This is a genomic window from Pseudomonas sp. CP4, from assembly GCF_047758505.1.
GTDB classification, from domain to species: Bacteria; Pseudomonadota; Gammaproteobacteria; order Pseudomonadales; family Pseudomonadaceae; genus Aquipseudomonas; species Aquipseudomonas fluorescens_AO.
In genome coordinates this window covers 1,390,412-1,407,284 of sequence record NZ_CP180489.1, presented here as the reverse complement: position 1 = coordinate 1,407,284, position 16,873 = coordinate 1,390,412, and the positions used below count along the sequence as shown (strand labels likewise).

The 16,873-nt window shown below is 58.6% G+C and carries 13 protein-coding genes; 1 reads left to right on the top strand and 12 read right to left on the bottom strand.

The genetic code is table 11. The features are described 5' to 3' along the window. Positions 1 to 87: 87 nt before the first annotated feature. The 8 genes from ACMYUN_RS06170 to puuE all read right to left on the bottom strand — a co-directional run bounded on the left by ACMYUN_RS06170 (position 88) and on the right by puuE (position 8,230). Complete coding sequence (locus ACMYUN_RS06170) at positions 88 to 873, bottom strand: outer membrane protein OmpK (protein ID WP_039763795.1); 786 nt, start codon at positions 871 to 873, stop codon at positions 88 to 90. Positions 874 to 1,244: 371 nt separating this feature from the next. Continuing rightward, a complete protein-coding gene (locus ACMYUN_RS06165; protein ID WP_039763797.1) occupies positions 1,245 to 2,030 on the bottom strand; it encodes an outer membrane protein OmpK in 786 nt (261 codons plus the stop codon). A 162-nt stretch (positions 2,031 to 2,192) separates the two neighbouring features. Beyond that, positions 2,193 to 3,545: a nucleobase:cation symporter-2 family protein gene (locus tag ACMYUN_RS06160; RefSeq protein ID WP_415763256.1), complete on the bottom strand. Its 1,353-nt coding sequence runs from the start codon at positions 3,543 to 3,545 to the stop codon at positions 2,193 to 2,195. Positions 3,546 to 3,713: 168 nt separating this feature from the next. Next, positions 3,714 to 5,027 (bottom strand): urate hydroxylase PuuD, encoded by a 1,314-nt coding sequence (locus ACMYUN_RS06155; protein ID WP_415763255.1) that lies wholly within the window; start codon positions 5,025 to 5,027, stop codon positions 3,714 to 3,716. A 51-nt stretch (positions 5,028 to 5,078) separates the two neighbouring features. Continuing rightward, positions 5,079 to 5,582: an ureidoglycolate lyase gene (locus tag ACMYUN_RS06150; RefSeq protein WP_039763801.1), complete on the bottom strand. Its 504-nt coding sequence runs from the start codon at positions 5,580 to 5,582 to the stop codon at positions 5,079 to 5,081. Positions 5,583 to 5,702: 120 nt separating this feature from the next. Next, positions 5,703 to 6,704: an allantoicase gene (gene alc, locus ACMYUN_RS06145; RefSeq protein ID WP_039763802.1), complete on the bottom strand. Its 1,002-nt coding sequence runs from the start codon at positions 6,702 to 6,704 to the stop codon at positions 5,703 to 5,705. Between the two features lie 87 nt (positions 6,705 to 6,791). Further along, positions 6,792 to 7,307, bottom strand: coding sequence for a 2-oxo-4-hydroxy-4-carboxy-5-ureidoimidazoline decarboxylase (gene uraD, locus ACMYUN_RS06140; RefSeq protein ID WP_016773760.1), 516 nt, complete (start codon positions 7,305 to 7,307; stop codon positions 6,792 to 6,794). After that, a complete protein-coding gene (gene puuE / locus ACMYUN_RS06135) occupies positions 7,304 to 8,230 on the bottom strand; it encodes an allantoinase PuuE (RefSeq protein WP_415763254.1) in 927 nt (308 codons plus the stop codon). The genes uraD and puuE overlap by 4 nt, the downstream gene beginning before the upstream one ends. Before the next feature lie 420 nt (positions 8,231 to 8,650). On the opposite strand from puuE, the gene uraH reads away from it, so the two are divergent. Further along, complete coding sequence (gene uraH / locus ACMYUN_RS06130) at positions 8,651 to 9,004, top strand: hydroxyisourate hydrolase (protein WP_024012214.1); 354 nt, start codon at positions 8,651 to 8,653, stop codon at positions 9,002 to 9,004. Between the two features lie 127 nt (positions 9,005 to 9,131). On the opposite strand, the gene ACMYUN_RS06125 is transcribed toward uraH, so the two are convergent. The 4 genes from ACMYUN_RS06125 to ACMYUN_RS06110 all read right to left on the bottom strand — a co-directional run bounded on the left by ACMYUN_RS06125 (position 9,132) and on the right by ACMYUN_RS06110 (position 16,856). Then, positions 9,132 to 10,985, bottom strand: coding sequence for a hypothetical protein (locus ACMYUN_RS06125; protein WP_415763253.1), 1,854 nt, complete (start codon positions 10,983 to 10,985; stop codon positions 9,132 to 9,134). A 93-nt stretch (positions 10,986 to 11,078) separates the two neighbouring features. Beyond that, the gene (locus ACMYUN_RS06120; RefSeq protein ID WP_415763252.1) at positions 11,079 to 14,603 is read right to left on the bottom strand and encodes a calcium-binding protein; all 3,525 of its coding nucleotides are present in this window, start codon (positions 14,601 to 14,603) and stop codon (positions 11,079 to 11,081) included. Positions 14,604 to 14,791: 188 nt separating this feature from the next. Continuing rightward, entirely contained in the window at positions 14,792 to 15,421 is a 630-nt protein-coding gene (locus tag ACMYUN_RS06115; RefSeq protein WP_039763810.1) for a LysE family translocator, read from the bottom strand. A gap of 85 nt (positions 15,422 to 15,506) precedes the next feature. Next, positions 15,507 to 16,856 carry an NCS2 family permease gene (locus ACMYUN_RS06110; RefSeq protein ID WP_039763812.1) on the bottom strand — a complete coding sequence of 450 codons (1,350 nt, stop codon included), beginning with the start codon at positions 16,854 to 16,856 and terminating at the stop codon, positions 15,507 to 15,509. Between the last annotated feature and the right edge of the window lie 17 nt (positions 16,857 to 16,873).

Here is a 16,873-nt window from a genome sequence, read left to right as displayed (position 1 = left end):
GCATGTGTCGTTCACAATTTTTGAATACACATGGAAACCTGTGGGAGCTGGCTTGCCAGCGAAGGCGTCGGAGAGGACGCCGCCGGGTCAGAAGTGGAACTTGACCAAGAAGCTGGTGGTGCTCTGATCGGTCTTGAAGTACTGGCTGTCCTTGATCCCGTACTTGTCCGACCAGTAGTCGTACTCGACACCGACATACAACTGCTTCTCGCCGAAATTCAGCGCCTTGCCCAGGTCGTATTTGACCTGCGGATTGAAGTGCAGGTTGGCGTGGTAGTCGCCCTTGGAATTGGAGTCGTTGTCGACTACCCAGTCCATGAAGCCGTCGATGAGGATGTTCGATTTGCCCACCGGGATGGTGTAGGACCACACCGGGGTGATCTGCCAGACGTTGTCACCGGCGCGTGCGCCCTGGGTGTGACGCTGATAGAAGTTCAGCTGGAAGTAGTCGAAGCCTGGAATCGCCAGGTCGAAGCCCGGACCGATGAGGTACGCCTCGGTATCGCCTTCACCGAACTCGTAGGTCATGGCCAGCAACACGTCAGTCACCGGACCAAAGGCCAGTTTCTGATCGAAGATCTTGCCGAACGACAGGCGCGGGCTGAGCTCGCCGTAGTAGGTGTTGGAGCCGACGCCGCCATCATCCTTGCCGTTGTAGAAGATCTTGTCGATGAACAGGAAGTTGTCCCCATACTTCCAGGCATCGGCGTGCTCGAAGGTCACGGTCTGCTGAATGCGCGGGTTAACCTGGAAGTCCTTGCCATACAGGTAGGTCAGGCTGTTGTTCTGCCACTGCAGCAGGCCTTCGGCCATCGCCTGGCCGCCGGCGAACATCGATCCGGCCAGCATCAGGCTGGTGCACATACGTTTCATTCGGTTGCTCCCAAAGTAGGTGTTCCACGTTATTTTTTTAAGATCGGCGCTCTGATGTGGCGCCTTTTTTCGTACCGCAAATTTCATCCGATCGGTCAGCTTTCATTGCTGGTAGCAAAAGCTGCGCCAAGGCTTTCGAAAAACCAAAAAACGCCCGTTCGGCTGCTGAAAAACAGTCGACGAGCGTGTTTTCGGGAGGCCTCAGGACTGACCGCAGCCGGGATAAGTTGGCTTTTCGGTCAGAAATTGAATTCAGGCTTTTTTTTAGAGCGAATTCGGAAGGCGGCGGAGAATACTGACTCCACGGCCAAGGCTCAAGTGCCCCGCAACAGAGCACCGACGGCAGGTATGGCGCACGGTTGCGGGCCATCTCAGAAGTGCACCTTCAGCAGCAGGCTGGCGGTGTTCTGGTTGGTATCGAAGGAGTGGCTGTTTTCAATGCCGTATTTGTTCTTCCAGTAGCTGTACTCGGTGCCGACGTACACCTGCTTCTGGCTCCAGCCCATGGCTTTGCCGAGGTCATATTTGATCTGCGGATTGATGTGCAGGTTGGCGTGGTAGGTGCCGCGCGAGTTCTCGTCGTTGTCGACGACCCAGTCGAGGTAGCCGTCGATCAGCACATCGGAATTGCCCAGCGGGAAGCTGTAGGACCACGCGGGGGTGATTTGCCAGACGCCATCACCGGGGCGCGGGCCTTCGGTCTGGCGACGGAAAATGTTCAGGGTGACGTAATTGAAACCGGGCACTTTCAGATCGAAACCGGGACCGATCAGGTAAGCCTCGCTTTCGCCTTCGCCGTACTCGTAGGTCATTGCCAACAGCACATCCTTGATCGGGCCGAACTCGATCTTGCGATCAAGGATCTTGCCGAAGGACAGGCGCGGGGTGAATTCGCCGTAGAAGGTGTGCGGACCTTTGTTCGGATCTTCCTTGCCGTTGTAGAAGATCTTGTCGACGAACAGAAAATTGTCGCCGTACTTCCACTTGTCGGCGTGCTCGAAGGTGACCGTCTGCTGATACGACGGGTTGATCGCGAAGTTCTTGCCGTACAGATAGCTGAGGCTGTTGCTCTGCCACAGCAGCAGATCGCCGGCCATGGCCTGACTCGCGGCCAGCAGGCCGCCACTCAACAGAACGTTGCTTTGCGTGCGGATCATCTGTTGCTCCCTCTTGTTTTTATTGTTTGAGGCACAAGCAGTTGCGTAGTCCCTGTGGGAGCGAGCCTGCTCGCGAAGCGGTTGTGTCAGTCGCCATCAATGTTGAATGACACAGCGCTTTCGCGAGCAGGCTCGCTCCCACAGGTGGTGTGGTGGTTTCAATCAGTGCGCATGGCAATCATTGATCGCCGCACGCTCCTTGCCGCCGAGGATGTTGAACAGCAGGTTCAGGGTCAGCGCGCTGAGGGTGGCCATGGCGATGCCGCTGTGGGTGATCGGGCTCATCCACAGCGGCAGGTGGGCGAAGAATTCCGGACGCACCACCGGGATCAGGCCCATGCCGATGCTCACCGCGACCAGCAACTGGTTGCGGCGGTCACCGATGTCAGCTTCCTGGAGGATCTTGATCCCAGTCGCGGCGACCATGCCGAACATCGCAATCGCCGCACCGCCCAGCACCGCCGGTGGAATCGACGCCACCAGAAACGCCGCTTTCGGCAGCAGGCTGAGGACGATCAGAAGACCACCGGCAACGATGGTCACCGAGCGGCAACGCACGCCGGTCATCTGCACCAGGCCGATGTTCTGCGCGAACGAGGAGTGAGTGAAGGTGTTGAAGAAACCGGCAAAGAACGACGCGCCGGCATCGCACAGCAAGCCGCGACGGAGCATGCGCGGGCAGACTTCCTGGCCGGTGATCTTGCCCAGCGCGAGGAACATCCCGGTGGACTCGACGAAGATGATCACCACCACCAGACACATCGACAGAATCGGCGCGAGCTCGAACTTGGGCATGCCGAAATGCAGCGGGGTGACGAACTGAATCCACGGTGCGCTGGCCATGCCGCTGAGGTCGACCATGCCGATCACGCCGCAGAGTACATAGCCCAGGCACATGCCGATCAGCACGGAAATGTTGACCCAGAATCCGCGCATGAAGCGGTGAACCAAGAGGATGGTGGCCAGCACCAGCGCGGCGATGGCCAGATAAATCGGCGATCCGAATTGCGCGGCGTCGACCCCGCCACCGGCCCAGTTGACGGCCACGGGGAACAGCGATAAACCGATCGAGGTGATGACCGTGCCGGTGACCAGCGGCGGGAAGAAACGCACGACCTTGGACATGAACGGTGCGATCAGCATGCCGAAGAAACCGGCGGCAATCGTCGCGCCGAAGATGCCTTGCAGGCCGATGCCGGGCATGCCCGCCATGGCGACCATGCTGCCGACCGCAGCGAAACTGGCGCCCATCATCACCGGCATGCGAATGCCCATCGGGCCAATGCCGAGCGACTGCATGATAGTGGCGATGCCGGCGACGAGCAGGTCGGCGTTGATCAGGAAGGCGATTTCTTCACGACTCAGGCCAGCGGCCTGTCCGATGATCAGCGGCACCGCGATGGCACCGCCGTACATCAGCAGAACATGTTGCAGACCGACCAGGATCAGTTGCAAAAGGGGCAAACGCTGAATGGCGGGTGCGTCGGGGATGCGCGCTTTGGACAGCTCGGACATGCAACACCTCGGATCTTTTTTATTCTTGTGATTAACAGCTGCCGGGTTGCTTGCAGCTGTTTCTTTGCATCAGGCAGACCGCGGAGCGGCCATTCGCGGGCAAGCCCGCTCCCACACAGGCTATGCAAAACCCTGTGGGAGCTGGCTTGCCAGCGATGCTTTTAACGATTAGTTGGTCTGCGCTCCCTGGGCAATCCAGGCACCGATCAGGTCACGTTCCTGCTGGGTCATCTGGGTGATGTTGCCCAGTGGCATGATCTGTGTGGTGATGGCTTGCGCCTGAATGCGCGCGGCGTTCTGGCGAATCTGCTCGGGGGTGTCGAACATCACACCGGCCGGGGCTGCGCTGAACAACGGGCTGGTCGGCTTGGACGAATGGCACACCGTGCAACGCTCTTGAATCACGTTGTGCACTTTGTCGAAACCGGGGCCGGCATTCGAGGCTTGCGCAGGTGCCGCCGCAGGGGCTGCGGGTGCCGCAGGTTGCGCCGGTTCGGCCGGTTTCGCGCCACCGCCCAATGCCGTCTCCGGCAGCGGTTGGTACTCGATTTTCGCCGGTGCCTTGGCCACTTCGGGTGCGTTCGACATCGGCATCGGACCGGTGACGTAGGCCAAGCAGATCATGCCCACCGCTGCCACTGGCAGGGTCCAGGCAAACTTGTGGCTGTCGTGACGGGTGTTGAAGTAGTGACGCACCAATACCGCCAACACCGCGATCCCGGCCAGGATCAACCAGTTGTACTGGCTGCCATAAGTGCTCGGGAAGTGGTTGCTGATCATGATGAACAGCACTGGCAGGGTGAAATAGTTGTTGTGTCGCGAACGCAGCAGACCCTTGGCCGGCAGCGCCGGATCCGGCGTGCGGTTCTCGGCGATCGCCGCCACCAGTGCGCGTTGCGCCGGCATGATGATGCGGAACACGTTGCCGACCATGATGGTGCCGATGATCGCGCCGACGTGCAGGTACGCACCACGCCCGCTGAACACTTTGCTGAAGCCATAGGCCGCGGCGATGATCAGGACGAACAGGATGAAGCCGAGCAGGGCGGGTTTCTTGCCTAGGGCCGAATCGCAGAGGAAGTCGTAGACGAACCAGCCGACGATCAGCGAGCCGATACCGATGGCCACGCCTTCAGGACCGCTGAGGCCGCTGCCGGGTGCGACGAGGTAGAGCACCGGATTGGAGTAGAACACCACGCACAGCAGCGCGATCCCCGACATCCAGGTGAAGTAGGCTTCCCACTTGAACCAGTGCAGGTTGTCCGGCATGGACGGTGGGGCCAGTTTGTATTTTTCCAGGTGGTAGATGCCGCCGCCGTGGATCGCCCACAGATCACCGGCCAGGCCGGTTTTCGGGTTGACGCGGTTGAGGTTGTTCTCCAGCCAGACGAAGTAGAACGACGCGCCGATCCAGGCCACGCCAGTGATCATGTGAACCCAGCGCACGCTCAGGTTCAGCCATTCCAACAGATGTGCTTCCACAGTCTTTACCTCTCGCCTGTCACTCTTGTTGTCGAGTGATCAGACCTTCTCTTATTGGTGGGGGGCGAGGATCAACCGCTCATCCTCTTTGAAAAAATGCTCATCGCAGTTATTGCCTGTGCCACTGCGATCAACCACCAGGAAGTCATCCCGCTTTTCGATCGTCAGCACCGGGTGGTGCCAGACGCCGCGATGGTAATTGATGCCCTGCCTGCCGTTGGTGACGAAGGCGCGGACCAAGCCTGATACAGGTGCATCGCCAACTGGCGCGACCACGATCAGAAAGGGGTTGCCGAGCAGCGGAATGAAAGCCTGGCTGCCCAGCGGATGGCGTTCCAGCATGCAAACGGTCAGCGGCATGTCCTGCGCGTCGGCGCGGAAAATGCTGATGATTGCGTTGTCCTCAGGCGTAGCGGTTTCGACCGTCGCCAGTTTGTGGAAGCGCATGGTCGAACCGTTGTTGATCATGAAGTGATCGCTGCCGTCGGTTTCGATCACGTCACCGAAAGGGGCGAAGGCTTCTTTGGTCAGCGGTTCAATCGTCAATGTGCGCATGCTGTTCTTCTTATCCGGATTCTGTGTTGTTAGATCTATCGCCATCGCGGGCAAGCCCGCTCCCACAGTGGACTGTGGCGTTCACAAAACCTGTGGGAGCTGGCTTGCCAGCGATTGGGTTCAACCTTGTTTAGCGACCTTGCCCAATACACGCAGGCGACTCACGCCACCATCCGGGAACACGTTCAGGCGGATGTGGGTGATCGGGCCGAGTGCCTTGATCTGCTCGACGAAGGTGTGTTCGGCGTGCATTTCCAGCTTCTGGCTTGGCAGCAGTTCGCGCCAGAACAGCGACTGGGTTTCGATCTGGCTGTCGGTGCCGCCCTTGACGAACGCGCCCTGGATCGAGCAGGTGTCCGGGTAGTTGCCTTTGAAGTGCAGGGTGTCGACGACGATTTTCTCGATCTCGCCCGGATGACCCAGGGCGACGATCACCCAGTCATTGCCCGGCGTACGACGACGTGCGGTTTCCCAGCCGTCGCCCATGTTGATGCCACGGCCCGGGTTGAGGATGTTGCTCATGCGGCCGAAGTGTTCGTCGGAGCAGGCGAGGGCGCGGCCACCGTTAAGGGCTGCGGCCAGATCGACTTGCTCGTTGTCGCCAACAGCGGACCAGTCGCGGAACGGAATGCCGTACACGCGCAGACGGGCAACACCGCCGTCCGGGTAGATGTTGAAGCGCAGGTGGCTGAACGCCTGGTCGTTGCTGATTTCGTGGTAATGGTGGCTGTTGCCCTGCAGCTCGACGGCCGACAGCACTTCAGTCCACTGGGTGTTTTCATCCGGCTCGCCCGAGGCCAGGAAGCACGCTTCCAGCGAGGCCGACGGCGGATAGTTGCCGGTGAAGAATGAAGTGTCGATGTCCACGCCTTTGATCGAGCCCGGTACGCCCAGACGGATCACCGCGCTGTCGTAACCTTCGAAGCGCTTGCGGCGCGACTCCCAGCCGTCCATCCACTTGCCGTTGTCATCGAACACGCCCTCCTTCCATACGGCCGGGGTCGGTTGGAACAGACGATTGGCGTCTGCGAACCAGTCATCGGTGACCGAAATGATCTTGGTGCCCAGGCGGGCGTCGGCCAGGTTGACGTATTTTTCGAAAGGTACGGCGTAAGCTTTCATTCTTCTTGTCTGCCTTTGATAAGTTGGCTGGGGATGCTCGCAGGGCCCTGGGCGTTTGCGCGTTCATTCACGCTCGGGCCAGGCTTGCTAAAGAGTCAGTAAACGGAACAGGGCAATCTTGTTGATCTCCGCCAGCGCGCATTTGAACTCGGCTTCCACCGAATTGTTGATGCGCGTTTCGAACGCCGCGAGGATCTGATGCCGGTTGCTGCCTTTTACCGCCATGATGAAGGGAAACTTGAACTTGGCTTTGTAGGCGTCGTTCAGCTCGGTGAAGCGCTGGAACTCTTCGGCCGTGCATTGGTGAATACCGGCGCCAGCCTGTTCATTGGTGCTGGCTTCGGTCAGTTGGCCCTGGACGGCGGCTTTGCCGGCCAGGTCCGGGTGAGCGTTGATCAGGGCCAGCTGGCTGGCATGATCGGCGCTCAACAGGATATCGCTCATGCGCTGGTGCAGGGTTTCGATCTCGTCGATCGAAGCGTCCGCACCGAGGTCGTAGGCCTTTTCGGCCACCCATGGCGAATGTTCGTAGATGTCGGCGAAGGCTTTGACGAAAGCGTCGCGGCTCAGGGTCGACGGTTGCAGGGTTTGAAAGCGGCTCATTTTGCAGTCCCTTGGTACGGGTGGGTATCTTGCCAGTGGCGCGCGATGTCGACGCGACGGCTGAACCACACCTGTTCATGACTTTTGGCGTATTCGATAAAGCGCTTGAGCGAAGCGAGGCGACCGGGACGGCCGATCAGGCGGCAGTGCAGACCGATCGAGAGCATTTTCGGCGCTTCGGCACCTTCGGCGTAAAGCACATCGAAGGCGTCTTTGAGATATTCAAAGAAATCGTCACCCTTGTTGAAACCCTGCACTTGCGTGAAGCGCATGTCGTTGGTGTCGAGGGTGTACGGAATCACCAGATGCGGCTTGCCGGTCGGGTTGTTCGGTTCCCAGTAGGGCAGGTCGTCGTCGTAGGTGTCGCAGTCGTAGAGGAAACCGCCTTCTTCCATCACCAGGCGACGGGTATTCGGCCCGGTGCGACCGGTGTACCAGCCCAGCGGACGCTCACCGGTCAGTTCGGTGAGGATGCGGATCGCTTCGAGCATGTGCTCGCGTTCCTGCGCTTCATCCATGTACTGATAGTCGATCCAGCGGTAGCCGTGGCTGCAGATTTCGTGGCCGGCATCGACCATCGCGCGGATCACGTCCGGGTGACGTTGGGCGGCCATGGCCACGGCGAAGATGGTCAGCGGAATGTCGAATTCCTTGAACAGTTTCAGAATCCGCCAGACGCCGGCGCGGCTGCCATACTCGTAAAGCGATTCCATGCTCATGTTGCGCGCGCCTTGCAGCGGCTGGGCAGCGACCATTTCGGAGAGGAAGGCTTCGGATTCCTTGTCGCCGTGCAGAATATTGCGCTCGCCACCTTCTTCGTAATTGAGCACGAAGGACAGGGCGATCCGGGCATTGCCCGGCCAGTGTGGGTGAGGAGGGTTACTGCCGTAACCGATCAGGTCGCGTGGGTAGTCAGCGCTCACTGCAGTCTTCCTTCTTGTACGTTGACAGATTGGTGTGGCGGCCTGGCAGGCTGGCGTCACAGCGATGGGCTGATTGTATACAACTTTATTTACATTTTGTAAGCCTGAATTTTCGCATTTTTCACCGGCTGTCATCTTTTGCTGCTAGCGGTTCGAGCCTGCAAGAAACCTGCCTGACCAGTCAGCTAATGAATAGAAGGTTCAATGATCAGGCGCATTGTCTGTAGATTGGCGATAAAGGCCCGGATGGCGGGGGTGAGGCGAAAAATGTCGTTTTTATTGTGTACAATTTTTTTGAAAAGTGTCTTAATCAGTCGCTCGCCGCAGCGTTTCGTGCTCCGAATCGGTGCGGTCTCCTTTTCAACTGACTTCGGGAGGCGCGAGGTCTGACCGCTTGTTGCGGCCAGGCGCGCAGAATCAATGGGACGTTTGACAACACACGTTTTGGACGCTGCACACGGTTGCCCGGGCAGCTCGATCAAGGTCGAGCTGTACCGCGTTGAAGGATCGCAGCTGGAATTGGTCGCCAGTGCGACAACCAACAGCGATGGCCGGGTCGACGCACCGTTGCTGCAAGGCGACGATTATCGCACTGGCGTTTATCAGGTGCAGTTCCACGCCGGCGATTACTACCGCGCCCGCGGTGTGCAACTGCCCGAGCCGGCATTTCTCGACGTGGTGGTGTTGCGTTTCGGCATCTCCGCCGAGCAGGAGCACTATCACGTGCCCCTGCTGATTTCGCCTTACAGCTATTCCACGTATCGGGGCAGCTGACCCCCAAGCAGCTGCCCCCACCGGGAAGCGACTGCGCATATAGCTTCTTTGGTCTTTCGCCCGCCCACACTGCGGGCTTTTTTTATGGCCGCAATTTTCCCTCCAAACCGGCGACCGAGCGCCATGCTCAGCGTTCGCGAATGATGAATACCGAGTCAGGCTTGCCGGCAACCTTCAACACTCCGCCGATCAGCCAGACCACTTTGTTTTGCGCGGCGGCCTCGGTCAGCGCCTTGAAGGCGTCCTGGCCGATTCGCGCGGGTGTGCTCGGTTCGGTCAGTTCATTGCCGGGCACATGAGTGAGGCCTGCCTGGTCGATCGCTCCCAGTTTGAGGAAGAAAATCTGATCGTGGTGGGCCCGTTTGAATACCAGCGTCGGCATGCGATGTTCATACGTCAGCGGGAATAATTCGTAGCCGCTGTTAACCAGCAAGGAACCGATCAGCCGCCTCAGGTTCAGGTCCGAGGGATAGGTTGAGTAGTGATTCCAGGCCGCTGGAAAACGCTGCGGATCGAAGGTCAGGCGTTGCAGCTCACTGTCGACTTGGGAAGGCATCGGAATCAGTCGTTTCCCGCCAAGGTCAATATCCGGCGCCACGGTCAGCATGCTCATCGGGTCGGCGCGGGTCTGGGCCGGCGTCGTAGACAGCGGCCGGTGCTGCCACTGCTGCAACGCAGCATCAATGTTGACCAGCCCGGTGCCGGTGATCGTCGGCGAGTGGTCGGCCAGTTCGAATAGTCGTCGGGCCACGGCGCGCGCGGTGGCGTCAGAAAAATCGGGGAATGCACGAGCAACGGATTGGGTGATTGGCGCTTCGAAAAAGTGTTTGCCCGGATGTATTTCACCTGGATCGTTGCCGATTCGAAACGTGGCCACCGGCTGCAAGGCGGGGGCGGTGGCCAGCATGTGTTCGAACGCCTCGAAGTGCGTTGGCGCGAACTCGGGATGAAGCACGAAAAACACCCGGGGCGCGGGGTTTGAGCCAACGGGCACGATGGGATAATGCAACCAGCCAAGCTGCACCGATTCCGTCCCGGCAGGCTTGTTCAAATGGCCCCAGGGCAACCAGAAATACGCCGGATGCTGATCCTGGGCGCTGGGTGCTTGCCGTGTTGCCGGTTCGTCAGTCTCCTCCAGCCGTGGCCGCTTGCTCGGGCCGGCGATGGGCTCTTCGGCCTGGGCGATCGGCTGTCGGCTGGATGATGGGGGCTCTGCGGGCTGGATGCCGGGTGCTTTCTGCCGCCAGAACACGGTTCCCGCGATCTGTTCAAAAAATATCTCCGGTGCCGCATGGCTTGCCGCTGACGCCTGCTGATAGTCGCCGTCCTTGTTTTTGCGCACCATGACTGTTCCGTCAACCGTGGTGACAAAGGTCTGCTTGAGCTTGTTGTAGCGAATGCCATCAGTGGCCAGTTGCGGCTTGGTCAGCGTGTTGACGTCCGAGGGAGCCAGATAGTCGGGGCTGGCCAAGGTAGTCGGGGCGCGCCGGATCGATGGCCTGTCAGGGCGCTGGATGCTCCAGCTCGCCTGGCCTTCGTTGGGAGCCAGGGCGAGGCCGGTGACGCCGGGGGCGAAAGTCAGGGGTAAATGGTAGTTGCCGTGCAGATCCTGTTCGACCACGAACCGTCCTTCACTACCGATTTGTGCGTACGTTCGCTGATCCGGACCGGTGAACAGACCGCTCTTGTCTGGCACGGCAATCAGCTCGTGAGCGCGCTCCTGCGGCCAGGGGATCGCGTTCCGAGTGGTGCCGATACGATTCGCTGTCGGCGGCAACTCATGAATGACCACCGCAGGCTGGCGATCAACCGCTGCGGAGGTGTCGGCGCCCCGGCTGAGGGGTGGCGGTTGAATGCCCAGCAGCAAGGCATCCGGCATGTGCAGACCGATGGTGTTGCTGCGTGTCGGCGAACCTGAGCCGGAGGCGTCGGGGAGGTCGGTTTTTGTCGTGACAGAAACTTTTTTGGGTGGTTTGGCCATACTGAACTACTCATGAAGTGGATGCGCAGGCGCGCGCGGGCGCCTGGCAAAGCGCAGGGTTGCAAAGGGTGCTGTCGATTAATTGTTTTGCCGTTACGCTACAGGGACATTGAGGGTTGGCGTCGGCAGGAAGATCCCGGACTGATGGCTGCAACGATTGGCCACTTGCAACTCGGATGCTTCAACTCGCGAGTTATCGGCACGCAATACCCAGCCGTGTGCGGCAAAGCTGTAACTCACTGCCGCTGACTCATCGAAGATCCAGCCCGCGTTTCTGACCTTCACCACCTCGCTGGCCAGCGAGGCCAGTGCTGAGGGTAGCGGTCTGGTAGCGTCGGAGGCTTCAAAGAATCGTGCATCAAGGCCATCGCGGTAGACCCGGTCAAACACCAGATCGACTGTATGCACCACTCCGTTCTCAGTGATGACTCGAATCTGATCAATCAAGTCCTCGCTTTCGTACACCGGTAGGTAAACAGTACAGGTGCCGATGGATAGCTGATTGTTCGAGAGTCTGATATCGACGGGCCCGAGTTTTGTGGCATCGAGCTCCCACGTAGAGGAGTGCATCAGGCGCACGGTCGAGCTGGCGAGGGCGCCCGGTGTAGAAAGTCGCAGTGTCATGTTGGCAACGAGGTGTATCAGATACGTGGAGCCTTCTCCCACCAGGCTTTCCATCGCGGTTTGCACGGTCTGCGCGGTTAGCGTGGCACAGCAGTTGCGATTGCCCATTTCGTACGCCCTGTTTTCCGGCAGGGCATAACTGTAGCGTCGCGAGCGGACTGGCAAGGGCAGCTTCATTTGCCTGATCCAGTCCCTTGGTATGCTGTAATCGGTGAAGGCCGGCAGGACATCGGTTTCATCCGAGAGGCCGGCATTGATGGCGACACCGTCATTGAAAATCAGTACATAACGGTAAAACGGCCGGACAGCCATGGTGCGCAACATTTTTGTCAGGTTGTCTTGTTCGCCTTCATCACGAGCGGCGGCGAAATAATTCAGTTTGATCCGCTTTTCGCCAAAGTGATAAACGAGATGACACCCTGCTGTCAGGTGATAGGACTTGGGTTTGTATGCGAATAAATGCGCCTCGGCCTTTGTCAATTCATCGCTGCTGTAATCAAGATAGATTCTGGTGACGGTCTCAGCGCGCAGCACCGAGTAAAAAGTTGTCATGTTGCTGGAGCGGGGCAAGTAATAGCTCGCTTCCTGCTGATGCCTGATCCAGCACTCTTCGGCGTAAACGATAATGGGTTGTTGTGACTGACCAAGTTTGATCAGTATTTCAGCAAAGTCTGCCGTTTCGTCCTTTGAGAGTTTCTCCGGTAGCTCAAATCTGAAATGGAAACCGTCGCTGGTGATGAAAGTCAGATCCCTATTGACCAGTAGTCGGACGTTGGCTTTTGTTTCGTAGACATCATGGATGGTCAAGATGTTTTTTGATTGTTCATGAAACTCGAACCCCGAAGTGATAACCAGGTCGTTACCCTCGATGTGCCATGAGTCAATAAGCTCTTTTTTCCAGTTCAGTACGATATGGCTTGGCTGTTTGCCATCTTCGAAGATCGAGAAGCGTCCGGCCACATGCGCAATCAAATATTGATCGGCGCCCGCTTCACCGGATGCCTTGGCATTCTTGTGCAGCAGGTAGATCTGATCATCGCCGGCACCCGCTTCGATCACGTCACTACCGCGGGCCTTGATAAGGTTGCTTTGCGCCGTACCGGTCACGACGCTCGCGGCGCCGTTGACGGTTTCAACGTTTTCAATGCTGTCCAGCAAACTGTACAAGGCATACTTTTTGCCCAGTTCGCTTGATTTGTCGGTCGAAATGATCTGCAGCGTGCCGGCCAGCAGGTCCACGTCATAACCGGTTTTATCGGTGCGGTAATCGGAGTAACGGCCACCGAGCACCAGCATGTCCTGGCCTGCGCCACCTCGCAGTATCGAATGTTCTGTTGCATCCACATCTTGCTTGAGGAATTCGGCCGCATTGTCGAACACGAACTGGTCGTTTTTCTCGCCACCGGTGAGGTCTTTTTTCCCGGATTTGTAATGAAAGACGTTCGGTTTTTTTTCGACCCCCTTGATTGAATCTCGACCTTCGGCCAGCAGCCACATAACGCTCTTGTTGTCTGCAGGGGTGCCTAGTTCGGCGCCAGGCGTGTTCTGTGTGACGCCTTCACGGGCATCGATGGTGTCATCCAGACCGACTATTTCAGGAACATGTACCGATTCCCAGGCGTCGCGTTTCGTCCACCAGTTTCGCTTCCAGACTCTGGTGGGCCGCAGGCGGACTTCGAATTGGCCATTGACGATGGCTTCGGTACTGTCCTTGAGAGGACCATCGAGCAATTTTCTCGCCGTCGTCTTCAACTTGATGGAATGCTGCAACAGCGTCTTGGCCTTGATATAACGGTCTTGAACGTGCTGATCGATATCCGCCATGCAGAACGAAAACCAGCCAGTGCGCCAACGCTCATCCAGAGTGAGTTCTATGTAGTCGTCGATATCGTCGACAATGCGCACCGCACCATAGACCTGCGAGCCGATGGCTAGCATTGCACCGGCAGCCAGTCCAACCGGGCCGGCGAAGGAAAAGCCGGCCATCGCCGCGGCGCCGAGAATCACCGTCATGGCGGCGCTGGTAATACTCAGGCTGGCGCTGACGTAATGATCCATTGCTTCCTTGCCCGTGGCGTTCTCGGCAGCATTCATGGATCGCACGGCGGTGTAGATATCGAAAGGCAGCGTCAGCGCGCCGCCGAGCAGACCGCCTGAACGGCCCAGCCTGAGGGCCATTCGGGTCCTGGCGAAGTCACGGTAGGCATGTTGCCCGACAGTGAGCATTTGGGTGGCAGCTTTGCTGACGCCAATGTCGACGGCGATCGAGCCAAGTTCCGAGGCGATGCCTGCGCTGTTGATCGCGATCTCTGCGGTGTTCTTTGTCTTGATTGCATCGAAGACTCCGCGCAGCCCCATGAATATCCCGAAGCCTTGAATACCTACGCTGGAGCCGAGTGTTGCGTAGCTTTTGGTCAATGTTTTCCAGCGTGGATGGTGTTGAGGCAGATGCACATGCTGCAGGTCGAGTGCCTGTGCCGCATTGGCGAGTTTCACCAGCTTGCGCCGGTAGTTGCCCGGTTCGTGCTCATCAGTAACGCGACCGCTGAAGAGCGCGGGGGCGGTCAAGGGGCGATGACTGGCCATTTCAAACAGCAGGGTTGGCAATAAATAACTGTCACTGCCGGTGACAGCCTTCATGGCATGTTCGACCTTGTCCAGGTCCAATTGCACGGCATCGATAAAAGAACGCTTCAGCACTCGACTGAAGGTGTTGCGACCACTCAATGGTTTGCCGTCGACGGTCGCTCCCAGACTGTCAAGCGCAACCCGCGTTATTGATATGGCGCCAATTTGCAGAGGGCCGAATATTTCGTCCGCGAACTTCAATTGGTTACGCTTGGAAGGGTGTTCGGGAAAGTCGATCGTTGCAGACGTGCGCTCGTTGCTCTCGAAAAGCATATCCGTGATAACGACCGTGTCGGTAACTTTATGATTGTTTGGCTCTACTGCAGGATCGGTTTGAATCGAGGCGTTTTGTATCAAAGTGGCCATGAGAACTTCCTTGTTCAGGCTGTCGTTTCGAATTGCAGCGGATATTAAGGCGCCCCTTTGAGCGCTGTATATAAAGGGGTTGTTGCGGTGTATTGCTCGTCAATGATTACAGGGTTGGCGTGCCCTGGTTAATTGTAAACAGCAGCATCCCGACTTGAATCCGTTCAGTCGGGATGAACAGCCATTATTTAATGACTGCTGAGCAATGATGCCGCGCCGGCGCCGCCAAACAATCCGGCACTGATCCGGTTGAACCAGCTCTGGCCTTTACCGCTGCGCAGATACCGCGCTGCGCCATGGGCGCCCAGGCCGTAGGCCAGCTTGCAGCACAGGTCGAGTACCACCCAGGTCGCGATCATGATCAGCAATTGCGGCAGAAAAGGTTGGTTGGCGCTGAGGAACTGCGGCAGAAATGCGGCGAAGAACAGGATGTCCTTCGGATTGCTCGCGCCCAATACGAAGGCACGCCCGAACAGTGTGCGAAAGCGCGGCACCGGTGCGGCGTCAGGAACTTCGGCGCCCGTGGATGGCTGCCGCGATTGTTGCCAGCTCTGCCAGGCGAGATAGAACAGGTACAGCGCGCCGACGATTTTCAGTGCGCTGAACAGCTGCTCAGATGCCAGCAAAAGAGCACCGAGGCCAAGCGCCGAAGCGCTGAGCAGGCAGACCGAGGCAATCACCCCGCCGAGAAACGCCGGGTAAGACCGGCGCAAACCATAATTCAGACTGTTGCTGATCATCAGCAACGACAGCGGTCCCGGGATCAGGATCACCACCAGTGCAGCGCCACTGAACAGCAGCCAGGTTTCCAGACTCATCGTTTTGCTCCTTTGTTGTTATCGAAATGCGCAAAAGCCCCACCCGTGAGGGTGAGGCTGGTTTGAAGCCTGAACCGCGCAGCGCTTACAGGAAGATGAACTTGGCGATGAAGATCGCGCAGAGCACCCACAGGCTGACGGAAATTTCCTTGTACTTGCCGGTGCCGGCCTTCAGCGCCACATACGTGATGAAGCCCAATGCGATGCCGTCGGCAACGGAGAAGGTCAGCGGCATCATGATCGCCGTGACAATCGCCGGAATCGCGTCGGTTGCTTCATCCCATTCAATGTGGGCCATGCCGCCCATCATCAGCATCGCCACGTAGATCAGTGCGCCAGCCGTGGCATAAGCGGGAATCATGCCAGCCAACGGGGCGAAGAACATGGCCGCTATAAATAGCACACCCACGGTGACCGCGGTAAGACCAGTCCGACCACCAGCGGCGACGCCGGCGGCACTTTCCACGTAACTTGTCACGGGAGGCACGCCAACCACGGCGCCGAATACGCTGGATGCGCTGTCGGCCTTCATCGCCCGCGAGAGGTTTTCGATGCGACCGTCAGCCGCGACGAGATTGGCGCGCTGGGCCACGCCCATCAAGGTGCCCGCGGTGTCAAACATGTGCACAAAGAGGAAGGCCAGCACCACGCTGATCATGCTGACGTTGAACACACCGGCGACGTTCATTGCCATCCAGGTCGGCGCCAGGCTCGGCGGCGCGGACATGATGCCCTCGTAGTGCACCAGGTCCAGACCCCAGCCGGCGAGGGTGACGGTGATGATGCTGATGAGGATCGCCCCGAACACGCGGTGGTAACTGAGGATCGCGATCATCAGGAAGCAGATCGCGGCCAGCAGTGGGCCGGGTTCGCGCAGCGAGCCGAGTTTGATCAGCGTCGCCGGGCTGTCGACGACGATCCCGGCAGTCTTCAGACCGATCAGGCCGAGGAACAGACCGACACCGGCGCCCATCGCAAAACGCAGGCTGACCGGAATGCTGTTGAGCAGCCACTCGCGAATCCGCGAAAAGGTCAGGAACATGAACAGCACACCCGAAACAAACACCGCGCCGAGCGCGGTTTCCCAGTTGTAGCCCATGGTGCCGACCACGGTGTAGGTGAAGAAGGCGTTGAGGCCCATGCCCGGTGCCAGGCCAACCGGCCAGTTGGCGTACAGGCCCATCAACAGGCAGCCCAATGCCGCGGCAATACACGTGGCGACAAAGGCCGCACCGTGATCGATACCGGCGTCGGCCATGATGTTCGGGTTGACGAAGATGATGTAAGCCATGGTGATGAAGGTTGTCAGACCGGCAATCAGCTCGGTCTTCACCGTGGTGCCATGCAAGCTGAGTTTGAACAGACGCTCCAGCAGGCCATTGCGTAATGGCGGCGTGAGCTCGAGCGGCGGTGCTTCGGATTTGCGGCTTTCCACAGCGAGTACTCCTCAAG

Bases quoted from the DNA above. Each gene is read 5' to 3' on its own strand.
- ACMYUN_RS06170 (WP_039763795.1), bottom strand. From the start codon at position 873: ATGAAACGTATGTGCACCAGCCTGATGCTGGCCGGATCGATGTTCGCC.
- ACMYUN_RS06165 (WP_039763797.1), bottom strand. From the start codon at position 2,030: ATGATCCGCACGCAAAGCAACGTTCTGTTGAGTGGCGGCCTGCTGGCC.
- ACMYUN_RS06160 (WP_415763256.1), bottom strand. From the start codon at position 3,545: ATGTCCGAGCTGTCCAAAGCGCGCATCCCCGACGCACCCGCCATTCAG.
- ACMYUN_RS06150 (WP_039763801.1), bottom strand. From the start codon at position 5,582: ATGCGCACATTGACGATTGAACCGCTGACCAAAGAAGCCTTCGCCCCT.
- alc (WP_039763802.1), bottom strand. From the start codon at position 6,704: ATGAAAGCTTACGCCGTACCTTTCGAAAAATACGTCAACCTGGCCGAC.
- uraD (WP_016773760.1), bottom strand. From the start codon at position 7,307: ATGAGCCGCTTTCAAACCCTGCAACCGTCGACCCTGAGCCGCGACGCT.
- uraH (WP_024012214.1), top strand. From the start codon at position 8,651: ATGGGACGTTTGACAACACACGTTTTGGACGCTGCACACGGTTGCCCG.
- ACMYUN_RS06125 (WP_415763253.1), bottom strand. From the start codon at position 10,985: ATGGCCAAACCACCCAAAAAAGTTTCTGTCACGACAAAAACCGACCTC.
- ACMYUN_RS06120 (WP_415763252.1), bottom strand. From the start codon at position 14,603: ATGGCCACTTTGATACAAAACGCCTCGATTCAAACCGATCCTGCAGTA.
- ACMYUN_RS06115 (WP_039763810.1), bottom strand. From the start codon at position 15,421: ATGAGTCTGGAAACCTGGCTGCTGTTCAGTGGCGCTGCACTGGTGGTG.